The following is an 18,345-nucleotide window of genomic DNA, read 5'->3' on the forward strand; positions in this document are numbered from 1 at the left end:
TCCATCAGAGAGAATCTGTATTATTTCGTCACAGTGCCACGTTTCAGGTGTACCAAGCTGTTTTCTTGACCGACGAAAGTCCAATCCAGATCGGTGAACAGACGCAGACAAACACCACCGTTACGGGCTTCTGTCCAAGGGTCAACGTCCAGAGTCAGACCGTCCCATTCACCCATCATGATCCCGGAGAAATCACCGAACAGCATTTCATCACTGCCAAAGATACCGCTTGAAGCGATTGGACGACCTGCCAGTTTGCCATCATCACCCACGATGTAAGAAGAAATGGCGTTCTGATCATCTTTGAGGATTGATTTCAGTTCTGCCAGAGTAGCGCCACGCATTGCGAACATGATCGCTTCTTCACTTACGCCACGGTCAGTCATAGCCGCGATAGAAGCCAGGAAGTTTTTATAATCCCAATCAGCAGTACCAGTTTTCAGCGCGGTAATGATATTAAGCAGAGATTTAGGCGCGTTAGCCAGATCAGTAGTACCAAACATAGCCGCTTCCAGTTTTTCGCGTGAACGGTCGATAATCTGTTTGGACAGAATCGCCTGAATACCTGGAGTAGTCAGCAGAGTACGACGGTTCATAACGACTTCACCCGCGAAGGTTTTCGGAGTCAAAGAAACGTTATCAAACGCAGATTTACCAATCGGTGCGTCCTGACCTTCTGTGATGAATCCGAACGCATCAACAGCAGAGCTGGTAGCGCGAGGAATCAGGTATTTTGCTTCGGTCAGACCGTTAAGACGCTGTACGTTCATTTTACCGATGATGGAATCTTTCAGCAGCAGATCCACGAAGGAATCACGCAACAGAATATCATCCTGAACAGCGGTTACAGTGCTTGAAGCCTGAGCACCAGCAGGAGCCGCACGAAGTACAGAAGTTGGAATGTGAACGGTATTACCGGAACGTGCAGCAGCGCGGGAACCTAATTTACGTTCAGCTTCTTGATGATATTCCAGGTTAGCACCTTTCAGATCACGACCTTCGGTTTTTGCTTTAATTGCGCCAATCAGATCGAAAGAACGTTCCAGATTTTGCAGGGTATCTTTTTTAGTGGTCATTACATTACGTACCTTTTTATTTTTTAAAGAACGTTTTTCGCGTTCATCGAGAATTTTGATTACTTCTTCCGCAACGCTGGCGGCGGTTACTTCAACTGCTTCTGCTTCTGCTTCTTCTTCCTCTGCGGAAATATCGCGGCCTTCTTCGTCAGCAATTTCTTCTTCAACTTCCGCTTCTTCTTCGGAAATAATTTCTTCTTGCTGTTCGATTACTTCTTCTTGTTCCAGAATTTCTTCTTCGGTTGCACGTTTAGGCATGGTCTTAATCTCTTTTTTGTTTATTTCGGCGTTGTCGCCTTTCCTGATAATATTTAGGGAGCCATTTTCAGAACGAATAAGGCCCACGGTCGGATCTGCCGGAACTGTTACGAAAGAAATTTCATTAACAGACCACCGATCAACCAGAATTTGTTTGTTTTCGTCGTCGAATGAATAGTTATCTAAGCTGTATCCGAAACTGATATTCGAAATAGTTCCTTCACGAACTTTTTCAGCAATTTCATTAGCCAGATTGCCTACTTTAGAAAAACGGATTTTTGCGTAGCCCGCTTTATCGTTAACATCGATATAAGCCGAACCAGGAATGATTATTCCCAAGTGTTGGTTATGGTCGTGATTAAACAATAAAGACGCTACACCATCGTTTAGGCGCGTTAAATCAGCGTTATCAGAACCATGAAGTAATACCTCACCATATACAGCGAGATCGCCATATTGGTCGTATACTTCACGGTTAACCGGATATTCAGAACTGAAACGAATATTGAAATAATCGCCTTGTTCGTCTGTTTCTACTGATAAATCTCGCGCCGCAACGGTTAAATTACGGCGTAAAATCATTTTGAACCTCTTAGGTTTCCATTACAGGTGTATTTATGGATACGTTTTCAGAGGTTTTCTTGAATGAATCTTCCTTAATCTTTAATGCGACTTTATCGGGATCACGGCCTAAAGACTCGATAACTTCACGGCGTGAAACCAGACCGTTATCAATTTCTAATACTTTGGCTTTGATATCTTTTTCAGGGTCTACAGATCGCGCCTGTGGTTTAATCCAGTCGGTTTCATACATAGCGCGAATAATATTTACTTCAATCAAGTCCTCATCGACCAGATTTTGTAAAAACTCACGATAGACACGAATCAGTACCGTATTAATCAGGTGGCGTTGTAGTGCCTGGTAGCGGTTTTGTTGCATCAAGTCATCGAAACGGCTTGATGAATAGTTCACGCCTGAAATATCACCTGTTAACGCCTGTTTAAAGCAACCCAAGCCCATAGCGATTGTGGTTTCGATTTTGTCCATCCATGACGCAAATTCATTCGCCTGTGTGTTTGACTGAATGGATTTAATATCCTGTCCTGGGTTCAGCATGTTAATTGTGCCAGGGCTAAACTCTGCCATGACTTCCGGTTGATCTTCGTCGTCATCATCATCCAGACCGCTTGATTTATCAGCCTGAGTAATAAAGCCCATTGATGAAGCTGTTACGCGAGCCTGTACCAGTGATATCTGAACATAGGAATCGAGTTGCGCTACTGTCTGAATTACCGGAACAAAGTCTGAGAACCCACGGCGTTGATCACACTGTTTCGTGTCGAAATAGTGAATAACTTCTTCTGCGTCGTATTCTTCTAAATCGCCTGTATCCGAATCACTGAACAAATCCATTTTCTTAAACCAGTAAGACAATGGCTTCATTGTGCGTTCATCGTAGGTAATACCATTTTTAATTACGGTATTTTCATCAATCCGCATTTCATGACTGATATCGCAACGGTCAGCAGTGACCATTTCTAATTTAACGTCACCATCTTCTTTATGGATGATAACGAATACTTCCCCGTCAGTTTCACGTTGACGCTCTACCATTTGGCAGAACTGATAAAAATCAAATTGCCCGTTCATACTGAATCGAGATTTATTTTCAGCCCAACGATAAAACATCTTATCGATTATAAGATTAGTGCGTTTATCAAGATCACCATTTGGCAACGTCATTTGTGTACGAGGATATAAACCAGTACCAATAATGTTATCCACCGACATTTGAACGTAACGCGCCCCATACGGGCTATTGAGTGCCAGATCACGACAGATATCTAATAACCGCGAATGTTGAGTTCTGATTTGTCGGTTAATACTGCCCTGGAATTTTGGTTTATGCGTTGCGTCTAGCCGATCATTCATATCAACCAGACCTAACGAACGTTCATGAATTTCATAAACAAGTTTGGCCTGTACTGGTTGTGGTTTACGAAATCGGTGTGTTTGTTTTCTGTATGTATTTACTGCCGCTGTTTTGCTTCGGGTAAACACGTTTTTAATACTGCGTAAGATTTTCATGTTAACCCCTGAGAATTAATTTAACTTGTCTGAATGGAGCACGGCCTTTTTTGCGGTTTGCCTTCTCAATTTCATTACTGAGTTGTGCGCGTAATGAATCCACCAGCGCGATCAAGTCGGCAAGCGTGGAATAAACAAGAGTCTTATTGTTGATTGAGAGTTGTTGCAGTACGCCTTGATCGTCGGATAATTTCGCGGTAATTACTTTATCGAGCAAACTGATTTGTTCGCGTAAAGTTTCAGCACGATTTTCTTTCTCGAATAAACCGCGTATTTTCACTGGCTGAACTGCCAGCAATACACCGTTTGCATCTTCTACGGTTACAACATATTTACCAGACTTAATTTCATCACTTGCGGTTGGAAGTTCAATTAGTCCGTTAGTTACCCCATGAACTTGAAGAATATACTTTTCGTCTGAATCTAATAAATTAGCTGTGTTTGCGTTTTCAGGAGCATCAAAAATAATTGACTGCCCCTTAATAACGGTAATAGATGGATTTTCCATTTGTTAGCCTATAATGTTTATACATGTATAGGCTTATTTATGGCGTCAGAATTTCATCCAACTTGAGCGCAGTTTCTGCCTTGCCCTGTTCCCTTTCTTCGGTTTTTCCGGTTCCGGTTCTTTATCGTGGTTTGTCATTGCTTCAATTTCGGGATGTACGGCCTTTGGTGGCGTTATATCTTCAACTGGTGCAATTACATTCCTTTTGGCTTTAATCTTGCGTAGGGATTGCCAGTTAACCAATTTAAGCACTTGTTGCATTGCTGCCAGTGCATACACGAAAGTGTCCAGCGCTTCATTTCGGGTTGAGCCTTTTTTCAGTGTCCACCGAACGGTATTACCTGACCGTTTCAATTCTTCTGATAATATTTGTTCTGACCAATCATCAGGCACTTCTTTAGTTATTTGTAGCGTTGTCGGTGCATCACCTTTTAAATTTCGGTTGATGAGTTCCCGCACTATCGATTTACCCGAGTTAACGCCCAACACAAACAACTCCTGACCGCCCGTTTTAGTGGGCTGTACAGGGATTACAGGCGCGTTAAAACTGGATGAACCTTTGATCGCCTTGAGCTTTCCGAGGCGGTTACAGTTGGCGTACACGGTCTGTGTGGCCTTACCGTTGCCGCTATCCAAAAACGCCATGTGCATAGGAATCTTGTCACCGCTTACCGTCCTGAAATCAGACTTCAAGTATTCGATCAGGTTGGTGTACGCTTTTGAATCGCGCTTTTCGCAATCCATATCGTAAAACATGCGGTAATCCACCAGGTAAAGCGCGTTCGGTGCAACTGCCAACGTGCAACACTCGAGGCGGTCTTTTTGTTGGTCGATACCGGCAACCAGGAAAACAGCATCATCAGGGATTGATTCAAGGCTGATATCCGCTTTCAGCTTCTCTAGTTCGTCGGTTCCGCAGTCGTCGTTTAAGTCGTCGTATGTGACACCCAGGCAGGTGTTAAACCACGTCCCGAGGCTGAACGATTGAAAGGCGTCTGCATAATCCTGAACACAACTAACGATGGTTGACAACGGGCTGTACAGTCTCGATACGTGAAAGCCAATAGAAGCCGCGCCGGGGTTGTGCGCAATGAATCGCCCTTTCGCAACTGCCCGTAAACGGTCGCCCTCTGTCCATGCCTTTTCACAATGGGGGCAAACATAACGAGCAGTATCGGGTATCGGGATTTGTTTTCCCTGCCTGATCCCCTTGTCGAACTTCACGTTTTCCCATTTCATGATCTGTTCGTGTTGGCAATGCATACACGGCACATAGAAGTAACGTTGATCCGATTGGTCGAACTGTTTGTTTATCGCCCCTTCCTTTACTGTCGGCGTGGAACTGATCAACACCAGGGCTTCATCCTGAAACGTGGTTACACGTTGTTCAGCCAGCAGCACCGGATCACCTTCTGGTGATTCCTGCGCGGCATCCACCTCATCTAAAATTGCCGTTGCTAATGTCTTACCTCGAAGATGTGAAGGACTTGTTAAACTCATACAGTAGATAAACGTTCCATCACGTAGCTGGATTTGCGCCTGGTTGTTTACGGCGTCTTTGTCGGATTTGCTTGTGATGAGTTCTGCTAGTGCGGGGGTTTGCTGGATCGCTGGCTTTATCTTTCCTGATAACCATTGGCCTAGCTCTTTGGTCGTCGCCTGTAGTACCCCGAGGTTATGCCCGCTGTGCTTCATCTGATAAAACAGAATGCCGTTCAGCAGTTGGGTTTTGCCTACCTGTGCGCTTGTCTTGAATACGATCTTCTTTTTGCCCTCATGAATCGCGTCCATCATTTCCCGTTGGAAGGAGAACAGGCGCATTTTCTCGCCAGCCCGTGGCCCATCGACGATAGTTAAATTTTGCTCGCACCATTCCGAGCAGTTGAGCAATGGCGGCGGGATCATCTGCCCCGATGCCGCTTTGAATATATTTGATAGTTTCCGTAAATTTTTCATGAATACCCTCTCTGTGAGGGTATTTATCCAGGCCAAAAAAAAGCGGCCCAATGGCCGCTAAATAAATTTTATTAGTTAATAATTAACCTGTCTTTATAGTTCTGAAATCACCATACTTTTGGAGTGCTTCTTCTATACCCATACCAATAAATGAAGCCATAAGGTTAATATCTAATCTTGTAGTTCTTTTAACCAATCGATCGTGTGAAGGTGAGACAAACGTACAACCACCAATAACTTTATAGTTTGAGAGAAATTTTTCATTCACTTTTTTAGATATCTCACCAGGATAATTCAAAAGAAAATCATTTATATTTATAATCATATTATCCATTTGGAGAATAAAAAACTCTGAAATATCAAAATATTTAACAAACAAAGATCTACTTAAACCGTTTCGCAACTGTATTTCTGACATTTGTTTAGAGTAGTCCGGCCCATATTTCTTAGTTAATTCTTCTTTTACCTGCTGATCTATTTCATTACGCATTTTTAATAATTTTAGCGTGTAATTATAATTAGATACGGTAGTTATTATGTACGAAGCATTAAGCCAAGGAGTTCCTTTATTTTCTACTTTTTTCTTTATCAATCGGTGAATTATATTTTTTTTACTATCAGCCAAGCCAATTTGCACAATTTTCTCTGCCTCCAGAACCATTACAGTTTCATCATAAATAATATTTTGCAAGCAGCCAACACGCTGTAGTGGGTGATGGGAAAGCCAATCATAATAATTTGTTTTAATTGCAATTAAATTATTTTGCATATCCTGAAACATCAATATGGTTTTATTGATTGCATCAACCTTCATGCGTTCATTCTGTACACTCTCCTGCCATTTATATCCACGAATTGCAATTATATAACCAAACAATCCGCTAACAATCAAACTTGCAATAGGTAAAACATAATCTTTAAAATAGTTGGTTTCTTTTAACGTATCATTAAGATTATTAACTGCAACTACCATATTATAGGGATCTAACTCTATTGCCATTTCTTTATCACCACTGCATTGAGGAGGTGACAATTTAACACTATCTATTTGAGAGGTGTAGTTGATTTAGCAATGCTCGGTATTCGATTTTATATATGCTGATCAGGTCGTCTTTGCTGTAGGACTTGTCAACGTCTACACCTTCTTTCACCAGCACCTTGATCATTCTCTCTTTGGTCAGCTTGCCGAACTTCTTCGATTCATCGCGTACAAAATTTGGGTGTATCGGGTTCGCTGAGTAGTCGGCTTCCCAATAGTCAGCCAGGGATCGAAGCACATCAGACCAATTTTTGTTTTTATGTCCTGCCCGGTAAAACAACCCCTGAATCTTTCCTTCTATGTAAGTGTTACACCCACGACAGAGCAACCCGCGCATGTTCCCTTTTGCATGATGGTGATCGCCGTGTGCAGCGTTCCAGGATTCGAGGTTGTCGCCGCAGATCTGACACTTGCCGCCCTGCTTCTGAAATTGGATTTGCTTCCACGCTTCTAGCGTGTTCTTTGTGAGAATCGTCATATCGTGTACCTGTATTGATATGACTGTATTTATCGCGGTAGGATTAGGGCGCGTTGCCCCGCTTCGTTATGGGTTGGCTTGCTCGTGAAGTGGGGATAACGCAACTGGTGAACGCTGATTAGTAGAAGGATGAACTCTGATCTGAACTCTGATGAGTAGAGATATGAACGCTGTATGAGCGCTGTATGAACTCTGATTACTAAAATCTTGAACTCTGAATGAACGCTGTAGTGAACTCTCTATTGAGCGCTGTATGAACTCTCATTGAACTCTGTATGATGCCGCTAGGCCAGAGCTGGCGCGGGTTTCAGCCTGCTATAATATATGCATACTCACTTCGTTTCGTGATAAAAAAACAAAAAAAATAAAACAAAAAAAGAAAAATAGAGAGTGCACTTCGTTTACCCTCTCTTTATAACCCGCTTTGCGGGATTCCTGAACGCTGATTAAATCCTACCGATCTGGTTAGATTTCTTCGCTTACGCTCGAAATCCCGTCGGGGCTGTCGCCCCTCGGTGATCTTGTAGTTAATGATATCTGGTAGGATTAATTCATTACGATCATTACACAAAAACACTGCTTGCATTACAGTGTTGAAAAGTTATTGAGTAATACCCATACAGTTACTACAGGATTGGTTAAGTTTTACAGTATAGTGATTGACATTACAAAATCCTTTACTAAGTCACTGAATCCCTGGGTGTTGACAACGTTTATCAGATACGGCATACTGTAATTCAAGTTGGTTTGGGTAGCCCAGATTAACGTTACTACATAAAGTTGTACCGTTTTACTGTGGAGCACAGTTTTACGAAGAGTGATCAGGAATCCCCTTTCTGTAGCTGAAAATTTTAGTACCAGTTTGATCTTGAGTACCGGATCTTACTGAACGGTTAATGATAGACCGTTACCAATGCACTTTCTTTGCATAATCATTCTAAACTATGATCCGTTTTTTGAGATTTTTCACTCTTGAAAATGTTGTGATTTTTCATAACGTTATCGAATGTAAACTTCAAAATAACGCCTGTAGTGTTTTTTCGATTTTTCCCATGAATGATTATTCAAAACCCCCTTTTTCGTGCCTGAGAACTAACCACGTCTAATCTGTGGTGTGATATCTCTGTGCCTGAAAAACAATGCTCTAAATAGATGTATAGCGATTCACTGAATCGTTTTTAAAATCCCATAAACGCACAAAAGATGCAGGTTAACTATGAACGTAAAAGTAAGCGAAAAACAAATTCTTGAAATTGCCAAACAATATGTGAACGCAACGGCAGCAGAGAAAAAAGAGTTATTGAAAGAAGCAGGGATTCACCGAACTACATTAACCCGCGCAATGATCCGATACGGTATAGAGTTTCGCAGGGTGTTAGTAGCATGATTTTTAATAAAGGTTATTCAGGAAAGCAGCCGTTATCATATATTGATTCGACTACAGGGAAGCGCAGACACTTTAAGGAGTATGCTATCTGGAAAGATATGTTCCGTAGATGTCACTCAGACTCGGTACATAAAGTTTTCCCATCATACATAGGTTGTAAGGTTTGTGAACGATGGGAGGATTATGAAATTTTCTGTGAAGATATCAAATTATTACCTAATTATGATCTGTGGTTACAAGGTGGCTATCATCTTGATAAAGACTTCATAATTAACGGATGTAAATTATATTCACCAGAAACGTGTATGTTTGTTGATTGTGGTTCTAACGGGAAATTAAGCAACTTACAGCGATCCCCTGTTGTAAACCATCATAGAATAATTAGCTTGCGAAGAAATATAATTCTTAATGCTATGTGCGAACGAGTCAGCGAGCCAAAAGTAACCCTTGAAAGTTTGTTTGATCTCTAAAACAGCACAGTAAAAAAAGCCCCCTGTTATCAGCAGGGGGGCGATTTGAATCTGAGGAAAATATTATGTTCGTTACAACACTAAAACCCTTAACACTATTATTTATGGACTCCAAAAATGGAAAAAACCTTAACTTTCACCCTGTATCATAACAACAACGCAGAAGGCAAATACGGCGCAAAGATTCATAACCACGGAACAGAATTTCGTGATACGGTTTCATGCATAGGCGATTTTATTTCATTACCTGCAATCGCTGACCTGAATCAACGATCAGATCGCGCACTATATGAAAAGTTTGCAAAATTCAGAAAGAATGTAAATTCATCCCTTGAAGCTAATGAACAAGTTGAATGTGTTGTAATGAATGATGATAGCGAAAAATACTTTGTTGCTATCATATCTAAACAATTACCTGACGGCGTTTCTATGCGCGGTATGTTGTTTAGACAAGGCAAATCAAAACGTATGAAACTTATTCAAGTAAAAGCATCCATGACGAAAGATGGTAAATACGGAAAATATACTCCGTTCAATTTCTATACCGCTTCGAGTAAAGAAGATCATCTAATTACTGTTGAGCAACAGAAAACCCCGCAGCAGACGCAGCCAGAAGCACAAGAGCAAGCGCCAGCGGTCGCACCATCTTTCACCCTTGAAGATGTTCAGCGCCTTATTGATGCCGCTACAGCGCCGTTAATCGCACGTATCAAAGTATTAGAAGCACAACCAAAAGAGCAGCAGAAACCAGCGGTAGAAATCCCGCAGGAAACGCAGCCAGAAGCACCAGAAGCGATTGAGGAAATTATCATAGATGAGATTAAACCAGTGGAAATAAAGCAGCCAGAACCCGCACACGTCGTTACTGATACATATACACAAGATGAGTTCGATTTAATCTTTTACGGTTCAACGGAATCGATTAGCAAGCCAGCAAAGAAATATATTGATGGATTCAAAGATGGTGTTGAGATTCACACCGATTACGTAACGATGATCCGCTACCAGGCTTTTAAACTGAATGGAACCAATGAAACGTATCACGTTCGTGAACACTGGCGATATGATGGAGTAAAATATGTTTTCGTGAAATCGAATGAGCGCTTCATGAATATCTATACCAAACGTGAACATAACGAAGAATCTAACAACCGCGAATTAGCAGCAAGGGCAGAATTAACAGAGTATTACGCACAATACAACGCACCACAAGAAACTAAACGCCCTTCGATTGCTCATTCGATTAATTTTTAAGGCCGGAACATGGGTAATGAAAATATCAAACAGGAACGCGCCAGATCAATCGTGGGCGCGTTTTATGAAGTTAATGACGGATTGATTGAGGTAATCAGCTACAACGGAAACAAGCGGGTTCTGGTGCGTTTTGTTGCGTCTGGTTATTCCACCGTAACGACGATGGTTAATATTAGGAATCGCCAGGTAAAGGACAAATACAAACCGACCGTGTGCGGTGTTGGCTATGTTGGTGAAGGGATATTGGTCAGAGGTGAGGAACGCCGAAAACTGTATATGGTTTGGCGCAATATGATTATCAGGCTAACCGATAAAGTGAACTTTCCCACTTATGCAGCGGTAACGGTTGATCCCCGCTGGTACTGTTTCGCGGAATTTGTTCATGATGTTATCACCCTGCCCGGCTATGAGAGATTCATGACCGAACGTGATTTGAGTCTTGATAAGGATATACGCAACCCCACCAGCCCTAAGCGGTACTGTAAGGAAAATTGCCAGTGGATCAGCAAGGCCGAGAACACTATACAGATGGTAAGAGAGCGGGAACAAAGAAAAGCCCCACCACTTAACGCACAGAGGCCAACACAAGCGGCGATTCTGTCCATTCGATGGTGAGGCTTCAAGGAAAGTTTAAACGGTTAGCAAATCCGTTAATGGCGTGATTGCCGTCAGTATTTAGGGTTCATAAATAATAGCGTTAAGGGGAAACGCCCCGCTATTAAAGAGAATCCGTAAATGAACGAACAGAACCAGATCCAGCAGATGCAACAAGCTATCGTAAACCTCGAAAACAATAACGACCAGTTGGTACGAATGCTTGCAGAATCAACCAACTCTAAGCAGATGTTGAAAAACTACTGTGAACAGTACATTGCCAAAATCCAGGAACTGGAAAAGCAACTCCAGCCAGTACTACCTGAAGTAGTACCCTCTGAATAAAGAAACCCCGATCTCATGATCGGGGTTTTATTTTATTTTTAAAAAATCAAATTTTTCCAATTTCAAAATAATCAGGTATTCTTTTGTGCATTATCATTAGTTTTTTGTAAAGAATATCAAATTCTTTTTCGTGACGTTGGAATTTTTCAAAATTTTCAATCGATATTTTAGCAAACTTTTCTTTAACAACCTTATCTTTTGATGCTAATATTTTTTTAACACCTACAAACGCGACATTATTATACTCCTGGAGTTTATAATAGAGAACATTAATCTCACTGTTTAATTTTGAAAACTCCGAGCTCATATCCCAACCAAGTTTCGCAAGATTTCTCAGGCTGTTGGTTATTGTTGACGGTGTTTGTTTTATCTCACGAAAAACAGATAGGCTTGTATTGCAATCATCAAGACTGATAAAAGAATCAAGTTCATCACTTATAAACTCAACTTGCAATACGTAATGGTCAATCAAAGCACCCGCTATATCAATTTTTTCTTTAAGTGCAGGGTAATCATCAAACATGATTTTTTTTGCCATTGAAAATGCATCTTCGTGCATTCTTTGATTTATCCATTCCGGTGCCTTCTTAAACGCCATACATGCGATAATAAATGTACCTAATGCACTCATAGAGCTAATGCAATCAGAAATACTTCCAAATTCAAAAACACTATCTTTGCTGTGCAATGCGTAAGCAATAATTAGGCAGCAGAAAATTAATAACACAATGGAAAGGGATAACAAAACACGATTGTAAAATTTCATTTCCAATTTATTAACCCTTATCTTTTTGCATTAAAAAATTGTCACAATAAATTATCATTATTGTTAATTTATTTAACTAAAAAATGGCGTGAGTGATAATATTATCATTTACTATTGCTTATTGTAATATACTTTCATTGCTTTGGAGTTTGTGTGCCTCATTAACATTAATTTTCTCAATCGTCAAAATCGTAATCATCTTCGTTGCTGCCGTCTGAATCAGATCCAGAATCAGCACCGCTACCATCATCACCGTTATCAGCTTGAACAGAAATACCAGGATCAGTATCGTTTCCATTGTCGTTATCCTCTGAGAGTTCGATAAGTTCGGCATCATGTAGATATTCATCGGATTGCATAGCGTTACCGCATTCGGTCAAACGTTCGCTGATGATTGCGGTCAACACCTTCTTTAGCTCTTTGATACTGGTGGCGGCTTCTAACACGCGCTGTGTATCCACGTTGGCAATTTGAAGCATTGATGACCGTACCGCCGATGAATGCTTGCTGATCGCTGCCTGTACCAATCCGACCGGAATCAACTCACCCGCTTGTGTCGCTTCGTCCATTTCTGCCATTGACGCTAAAGCATTTTCACGCCGTAGTTTGGCTTGCTTCAATTCCTCGCTGGTGTCCATCGTCTTGAGGTTGTTCAGGATATTTTTGATGATCCAATCTGTACCCTCTGTTTCAGGAATTTTTCTTTGGTTGGTGTTGTAAGGTAGACCGCGCTGAATCCATTTCTTGACGGCTTGCGGGGTGTAGTCATATCGCCGCCCGATCTCCGACACGGTGATAAAATTTTCTGGTTTCATGCGTAATATTCTCTCTGGTTATAACGCTGCATATTTTTATGTATTTATGGTGAGAGAAACGCTGGCGAAATCACGAACAATTGTAAAGAAATCAGTAACATGAACACTACATGATTGAAAAAATCTGATGGGAATTTTGTAGGATTGATAGGCGTAGACTTTTGAACTGAACCAACTTTAAAAATTCATATATGACGCAAAGAACGCGCTTTCGAAACTTCCCAAAAATACAGGTGTTGGGAAGTACCTTTATTTGTATAATAAAACTCTATCGATAATTGTTAACCTCATGTAAATTACATAGCGAAACAAAGGTTCTGAGTTATGAACAATGAAAAGCCAACAACCCTTTACAAGTATAAAAAATTCGATACTTTCACTCTCGACGCTTTAGTTAATGACAAAGTCTTTTTAGCAAACCCAGATACTTTTAATGACCCACTTGATTGTAAGCCACATATACTTGATGACATTTTCAATACTGATGAACTTCTCGAAATCTTGGAAAAGATGGTCTATAGAAAAGCACTCATTAATAATTATGCTAATCACCTACCATTAATCAAACTGTATGGCTCTATTGACCGTTTTTATAAAATGATAGACTCATTAACACTTGATTATGTTGAAAATTACACTAAATCTATTAAAGGTTTGTACTCATCTGATCCAAATGATTATAAATTAATCTTGCTTAATAACATTGAAGACCATTTATCTCAAAAAGGCACAGGTATATTATCGTTAGCTAGTGATTATAAATGTCCTCTGATGTGGTCACATTACGGTGACCAACATAATGGTTTATGTATCGGCTATAAACCTAATGGTGAGATTAACGAGTTTTTTTCAAAGAAAAGGATTCTAGAAGTAGATTATGATAGTCCACGAACAGTAGAAACTAGCTTAACAAAAAAGGCATTTCTTGAAGGATCACAAGATGCAGAGGATAAAATAGATGAAATAATATACTCTAGAAAAGCTAACCAATGGAAATATGAAAAAGAATATCGCATGATTGGTCAAATTGGTTTGACTCGTTCCCCTTTTATCTTGTCCGATATTACTTTCGGATTAAGATGTAATAACTCCGTAATTTATAGCGTAATGATGGCTTTATCTCATCGACCTTCAACACGTGATAAAAGCAGTGATGCAGTTAATTTTTATAAAATTAGAGAAACAAAGGGAAGCTTTGATTTAGAAAGAGAAAAAATATCTCTTGATGATTTATGGTCGTTACCTAAAGAGCATCAATACAACAAAAATGTGCTTTAAACTATACATAGTAAAGTTTTAAAAACCTAATTGCCGGATTTGCCCTACCCCCCCAATACTGTACATTTATACAGTACACCATAAAAACCGCACTAAGGGGAACATATGGAGCGGATGCCGTGGGATATCGTGCAGTTCAACAAAGGCGAGTTCATCGACGTTTCGAGAATCAAGCCTAACGACATTGTTTTTATCAAGCGTAATGATGGTTTGTGGTACGTGGGGAAAATCTACCCTGATTGCTTTTGGTTACTGCTGGAACGTGCAGTGACTTACAAAGAGGCGTTTAGCTTTGTTGTTGCGTACCGAACAGCCGATTCAAACGCGCAGGATTTCGAGGAATTTACGCTCGAACCGTAAAAAATTGATAAGGGGCTTGACACATAGGTCAATACTGATGGCAACATTATTGATTTCGTTGTGTTCGGCATTCTGCACGGCCTTGCAACGAAATGGTATTTAGTACCTGTTGTGGCCGCTATCTGGTTCTGTGCTTACTACGTAATTTTCCGTTTCGCGATTACCCGTTTCAACATCAAAACCCCGGGGCGTGATATTGAAAGCGGCATCGAAAAAGCAATTGTTGGACAAGTGGGCAAGTCTGGTTATAACGTCCCCGCAATTCTTGCCGCATTGGGTGGTAAAGATAATATTGTCTCCCTGGATAACTGCATTACACGTCTGCGTTTATCGGTGAAAGATATGTCTCTGGTCGACAGTGCTGCGCTTAAAAACCTCCGTGCCATCGGTGTGGTGCAACTCAACCAGCACAATCTGCAAGTGGTGATTGGGCCGCAGGTCCAGTCGGTGAAAGATGAAATGGCGCATCTGATGCAAACAGCTCAGGCGTAAACCATAACGGGCGCCGAGGCGCCCGTTTGTTGCGAGGTAATATGTTCGATTTTTCCACAGTCGTTGACCGCCACGGAACCTGGTGTACTCAGTGGGATTATGTCGCTGACCGTTTCGGTGCCGCCGACCTCCTGCCCTTTACCATCTCCGATATGGATTTCCCTACCGCCCCAGTCATTCTTGAAGCTCTGCAACAGCGTTTATCTCACGGTGTATTAGGTTATAGCCGCTGGAAAAATGATGAGTTTCTTGGCTCGATCGCACATTGGTATCACACACGTTTTAACAGTGTGATTGATAAAGAGTCAGTCGTGTACGGCCCGTCTGTTATCTACATGGTGTCGCAACTCATTCGCCAGTGGTCTGAACCTGGCGATGCAGTGCTTATCCATACCCCTGCGTATGACGCATTTTATAAAGCCATTGAGGGCAACCAACGCCAGGTGTTTAGTGCTGCGTTGCATAAAACCGAAAGCAGCTGGATGTGCGATATGGTTGCTCTCGAAGCGCAACTGGCGAAGCCTGAATGCAAAATCATGCTGCTTTGCAGCCCGCAAAATCCTACCGGCAAAGTCTGGACACGCACTGAACTTGAAACCATGGCAATGCTTTGCGAACGTCATGGCGTAAGAGTTATCAGTGATGAAATCCATATGGATATGGTATGGGAAGGCCACCAGCACACGCCGTGGAATGAAGTGGGCAAAGGCCAGTGGGCTCTGTTCACATCAGGTTCCAAAAGCTTCAACATTCCTGCATTAACAGGTGCTTATGGCTTGATTAATGAGAGTGATGAGCGCCAGAAATACTTAAATGTGCTGAAAGGTCAGGATGGATTATCATCCCCCGCTATTCTTGCCGTTGTCGCACATATCGCGGCGTATCAAGAAGGTTCCGCCTGGCTTGATGAGCTCCGGGTATACCTGCAAAGTAATCTCCGCTTTGTCGCCGATGCGCTGAACGGAGAGTTTGCGCAACTGAACTGGCATCCACCGGAATCCACTTATCTTGCATGGATAGATTTGCGCCCATTGGGTATAGACGACAATGCGCTGCAAAAAGTGCTTATCGAGCAGCAAAAAGTCGCCATCATGCCGGGATATACCTACGGTGAAGAAGGGAAAGGATTTGTGCGACTGAACACCGGCTGCCCACGCGTTAAGCTTGAAGAAGGTGTGAAGCGCCTAATCGCAGCGATAAAATCTCTCCAGTGAAGTTAAGGGGAGAAAACTCCCCTTTTTGTTTGCGCAACGTAGCTATTTAGGTGCGTTTGTTCTTATACTGTTGCGCACTTAAATCAAAAAAAGAGTGCGACCATGATTGATACCACCCTGCCGTTAACCGATTTGCACCGCCACCTTGATGGCAATATTCGTGCACAAACTATCCTCGATCTCGGCCGCCAGTTTAATTTGCCAATCCCGGCTGACTCCCTTGAAGCACTTCGTCCTCATGTACAAGTCGTGGAAACAGCACCTGACCTGGTGAGTTTCCTGCAAAAACTGGACTGGGGCGTTAAAGTCCTGGCAGATCTCGATGCCTGCCGCCGCGTAGCATGGGAAAACATTGAAGATGCAGCCCTCAATGGCCTGCATTACGTCGAACTACGTTTCTCTCCGGGCTATATGGCCATGAACCATAACCTACCTGTTGCGGGTGTGGTAGAAGCGGTAATTGAAGGCGTACGCCAGGGCTGCCGTGATTTTGGTGTTGAAGCCCGCTTGATTGGGATTATGAGCCGTACTTTTGGCGAGGCCGCATGTCAGGCTGAACTGGAGGCCCTGCTGGCCCATCGCGACAGCATTACAGCCCTTGATCTGGCCGGTGATGAGCTCGGTTTCCCGGGGAGTCTGTTCCTTAATCACTTTAACCGTGCGCGCGATGCAGGCTGGCATATCACTGTTCATGCCGGTGAAGCCGCTGGCCCGGAAAGTATCTGGCAGGCAATTCGTGAGCTGGGCGCCGAGCGCATCGGACATGGCGTTAAGGCAGTTGAAGACCCGGCGCTTATGGATTTCCTTGCGGAACACAGAATTGGCATCGAGTCTTGCCTGACGTCCAATATCCAAACCAGCACTATAGCCTCAATGGATAAGCACCCGTTGATGACCTTCCTGGATAAAGGCGTGCTGGCTACGATCAATACTGATGACCCAGCAGTCCAGGGTATCGATATTATTCATGAATATAATGTGGCGGCACCACAGGCAGGTTTGAGTGCGGCACATATTCGTACCGCACAAGAGAATGGTTTAAGAATTGCCTTCTTAACTGATGCAGAAAAACAGGCGCTGATTGCTAAGGTTCGCGCCGCGTAGCTCTGATAAAAGCTTGAGTCAGAAAGCTGACTCAAGCTCTAAATATCAATAATAATTGATGCTATTTTTAATCGTAAAGCTTTCAACTTTCGGCGGTTTGACACTTTTATCGGTGATGTTCAGCACACATTCCAGTGGGTTGAAATAGCCGTCGTAGTCGCAAGTTTGTTTAACCAAAGCGATAGACTTGCCGTTGAGCGTGCTTTCAGAGGTGTAATCGAGTTTTTTCTTGTTGTCACTACCCGATTTCGCCTTGATAGCCAGGGTGTCATTTTTTGCTTTAGTTACCTTACCTAACGGATATCCATCAGCGTCATAGTTATAAACAATAGATGTCGCTTCACCGTGAGCAGCCACCACAAAACCTTTATCGTCCGTCTCATAGGTAATTGCGACACTCGGCAATTCTGCCAACTGGCATTTCCCCTGAAGCTTTACCCGTTTTTCGCGGGTGATGGCGTCAAGATAGTAATTAGCATCCAACACCAGGGTTGCACCGGTATTGTTTTCCAGATCGTGAAATTCGAGCTCGTTGAAGCACCCTTCTTCCGATATAAGGCCAACAACGCGTTTAACGACTTCACCTTTTTCATTGATTAATGTCTGACTGAAGTCTTTTACCGGCCCACGCAGTGGATCAAAATCAAATTCATTCGAGAAACTCGCCATTTCTGGCGTGTACGAAAGCGTATTTTTCGGATTGTCACACCCGGCAACAGACGCTGCCAGCGCACAGAGGATAATAATTTTCTTCACGTAACTCCTGTCCCCGACTTGAAATGTAACAACAATAATATACCCAAAATAATTCGACCTGGAGTATGAAGGGTATAAGCAAATACAACAATTTACACTGAAGATA

The 18,345-nt window shown here is 42.2% G+C and carries 17 protein-coding genes and 1 pseudogene; 9 read left to right on the plus strand and 9 right to left on the minus strand.

The window, feature by feature from the left end:
- Positions 1-20: 20 nt before the first annotated feature.
- The 6 genes from IX31_RS03585 to IX31_RS22030 all read right to left on the minus strand — a co-directional run bounded on the left by IX31_RS03585 (position 21) and on the right by IX31_RS22030 (position 7,404).
- Positions 21-1,916, minus strand: a complete 1,896-nt coding sequence (locus IX31_RS03585; protein ID WP_034455783.1) for a phage major capsid family protein — start codon at positions 1,914-1,916, stop codon at positions 21-23.
- Positions 1,917-1,926: 10 nt separating this feature from the next.
- Entirely contained in the window at positions 1,927-3,423 is a 1,497-nt protein-coding gene (locus IX31_RS03590) for a phage portal protein (RefSeq protein ID WP_034455784.1), read from the minus strand.
- 1 nt (position 3,424) lies between these two features.
- The gene (locus IX31_RS03595; RefSeq protein ID WP_034455785.1) at positions 3,425-3,931 is read right to left on the minus strand and encodes a hypothetical protein; all 507 of its coding nucleotides are present in this window, start codon (positions 3,929-3,931) and stop codon (positions 3,425-3,427) included.
- 45 nt (positions 3,932-3,976) lie between these two features.
- Positions 3,977-5,887, minus strand: a complete 1,911-nt coding sequence (locus IX31_RS03600; protein WP_034455786.1) for a terminase gpA endonuclease subunit — start codon at positions 5,885-5,887, stop codon at positions 3,977-3,979.
- A gap of 82 nt (positions 5,888-5,969) precedes the next feature.
- Entirely contained in the window at positions 5,970-6,887 is a 918-nt protein-coding gene (locus IX31_RS03605) for a hypothetical protein (RefSeq protein WP_034455787.1), read from the minus strand.
- A gap of 40 nt (positions 6,888-6,927) precedes the next feature.
- Positions 6,928-7,404, minus strand: a complete 477-nt coding sequence (locus IX31_RS22030; protein WP_051880526.1) for an endonuclease domain-containing protein — start codon at positions 7,402-7,404, stop codon at positions 6,928-6,930.
- 1,216 nt (positions 7,405-8,620) lie between these two features.
- Here IX31_RS22030 and IX31_RS23380 point away from each other — a divergent pair.
- From IX31_RS23380 to IX31_RS03625, 4 genes are all read left to right on the plus strand, one after another.
- Complete coding sequence (locus tag IX31_RS23380) at positions 8,621-8,791, plus strand: hypothetical protein (protein WP_157837360.1); 171 nt, start codon at positions 8,621-8,623, stop codon at positions 8,789-8,791.
- 587 nt (positions 8,792-9,378) lie between these two features.
- A complete protein-coding gene (locus IX31_RS03615) occupies positions 9,379-10,515 on the plus strand; it encodes a hypothetical protein (RefSeq protein ID WP_034455788.1) in 1,137 nt (378 codons plus the stop codon).
- Between the two features lie 9 nt (positions 10,516-10,524).
- The gene (locus tag IX31_RS03620) at positions 10,525-11,130 is read left to right on the plus strand and encodes a hypothetical protein (protein WP_034455789.1); all 606 of its coding nucleotides are present in this window, start codon (positions 10,525-10,527) and stop codon (positions 11,128-11,130) included.
- Between the two features lie 120 nt (positions 11,131-11,250).
- The gene (locus IX31_RS03625; protein ID WP_034455790.1) at positions 11,251-11,454 is read left to right on the plus strand and encodes a hypothetical protein; all 204 of its coding nucleotides are present in this window, start codon (positions 11,251-11,253) and stop codon (positions 11,452-11,454) included.
- A gap of 46 nt (positions 11,455-11,500) precedes the next feature.
- Here IX31_RS03625 and IX31_RS03630 read toward each other — a convergent pair whose 3' ends face one another.
- Positions 11,501-12,226, minus strand: coding sequence for a hypothetical protein (locus IX31_RS03630; RefSeq protein ID WP_157837361.1), 726 nt, complete (start codon positions 12,224-12,226; stop codon positions 11,501-11,503).
- Between the two features lie 170 nt (positions 12,227-12,396).
- On the minus strand, positions 12,397-13,035 hold the full coding sequence (locus IX31_RS03635; RefSeq protein WP_051880528.1) for a hypothetical protein: 639 nt from the start codon (positions 13,033-13,035) through the stop codon (positions 12,397-12,399).
- A 324-nt stretch (positions 13,036-13,359) separates the two neighbouring features.
- Between IX31_RS03635 and IX31_RS03640 the strand changes: the two genes are divergently transcribed.
- From IX31_RS03640 to add, 5 genes and pseudogenes are all read left to right on the plus strand, one after another.
- Positions 13,360-14,313 carry a DUF2971 domain-containing protein gene (locus IX31_RS03640; protein WP_034455792.1) on the plus strand — a complete coding sequence of 318 codons (954 nt, stop codon included), beginning with the start codon at positions 13,360-13,362 and terminating at the stop codon, positions 14,311-14,313.
- Between the two features lie 105 nt (positions 14,314-14,418).
- Positions 14,419-14,673: a hypothetical protein gene (locus IX31_RS03645; RefSeq protein ID WP_034455793.1), complete on the plus strand. Its 255-nt coding sequence runs from the start codon at positions 14,419-14,421 to the stop codon at positions 14,671-14,673.
- A 30-nt stretch (positions 14,674-14,703) separates the two neighbouring features.
- A pseudogene (locus IX31_RS03650) lies at positions 14,704-15,165 on the plus strand (glucose PTS transporter subunit EIIB); the annotation flags it as partial.
- Positions 15,166-15,206: 41 nt separating this feature from the next.
- On the plus strand, positions 15,207-16,379 hold the full coding sequence (locus IX31_RS03655) for a MalY/PatB family protein (RefSeq protein WP_034455795.1): 1,173 nt from the start codon (positions 15,207-15,209) through the stop codon (positions 16,377-16,379).
- A gap of 102 nt (positions 16,380-16,481) precedes the next feature.
- Positions 16,482-17,483 carry an adenosine deaminase gene (gene add / locus IX31_RS03660; RefSeq protein WP_034455796.1) on the plus strand — a complete coding sequence of 334 codons (1,002 nt, stop codon included), beginning with the start codon at positions 16,482-16,484 and terminating at the stop codon, positions 17,481-17,483.
- Between the two features lie 45 nt (positions 17,484-17,528).
- Here add and IX31_RS03665 read toward each other — a convergent pair whose 3' ends face one another.
- Positions 17,529-18,239 (minus strand): YnfC family lipoprotein, encoded by a 711-nt coding sequence (locus IX31_RS03665; protein WP_034455797.1) that lies wholly within the window; start codon positions 18,237-18,239, stop codon positions 17,529-17,531.
- Between the last annotated feature and the right edge of the window lie 106 nt (positions 18,240-18,345).

The sequence above is a fragment of the Buttiauxella noackiae genome (genome assembly GCF_000737905.1).
Taxonomy (GTDB): Bacteria; Pseudomonadota; Gammaproteobacteria; order Enterobacterales; family Enterobacteriaceae; genus Buttiauxella; species Buttiauxella noackiae.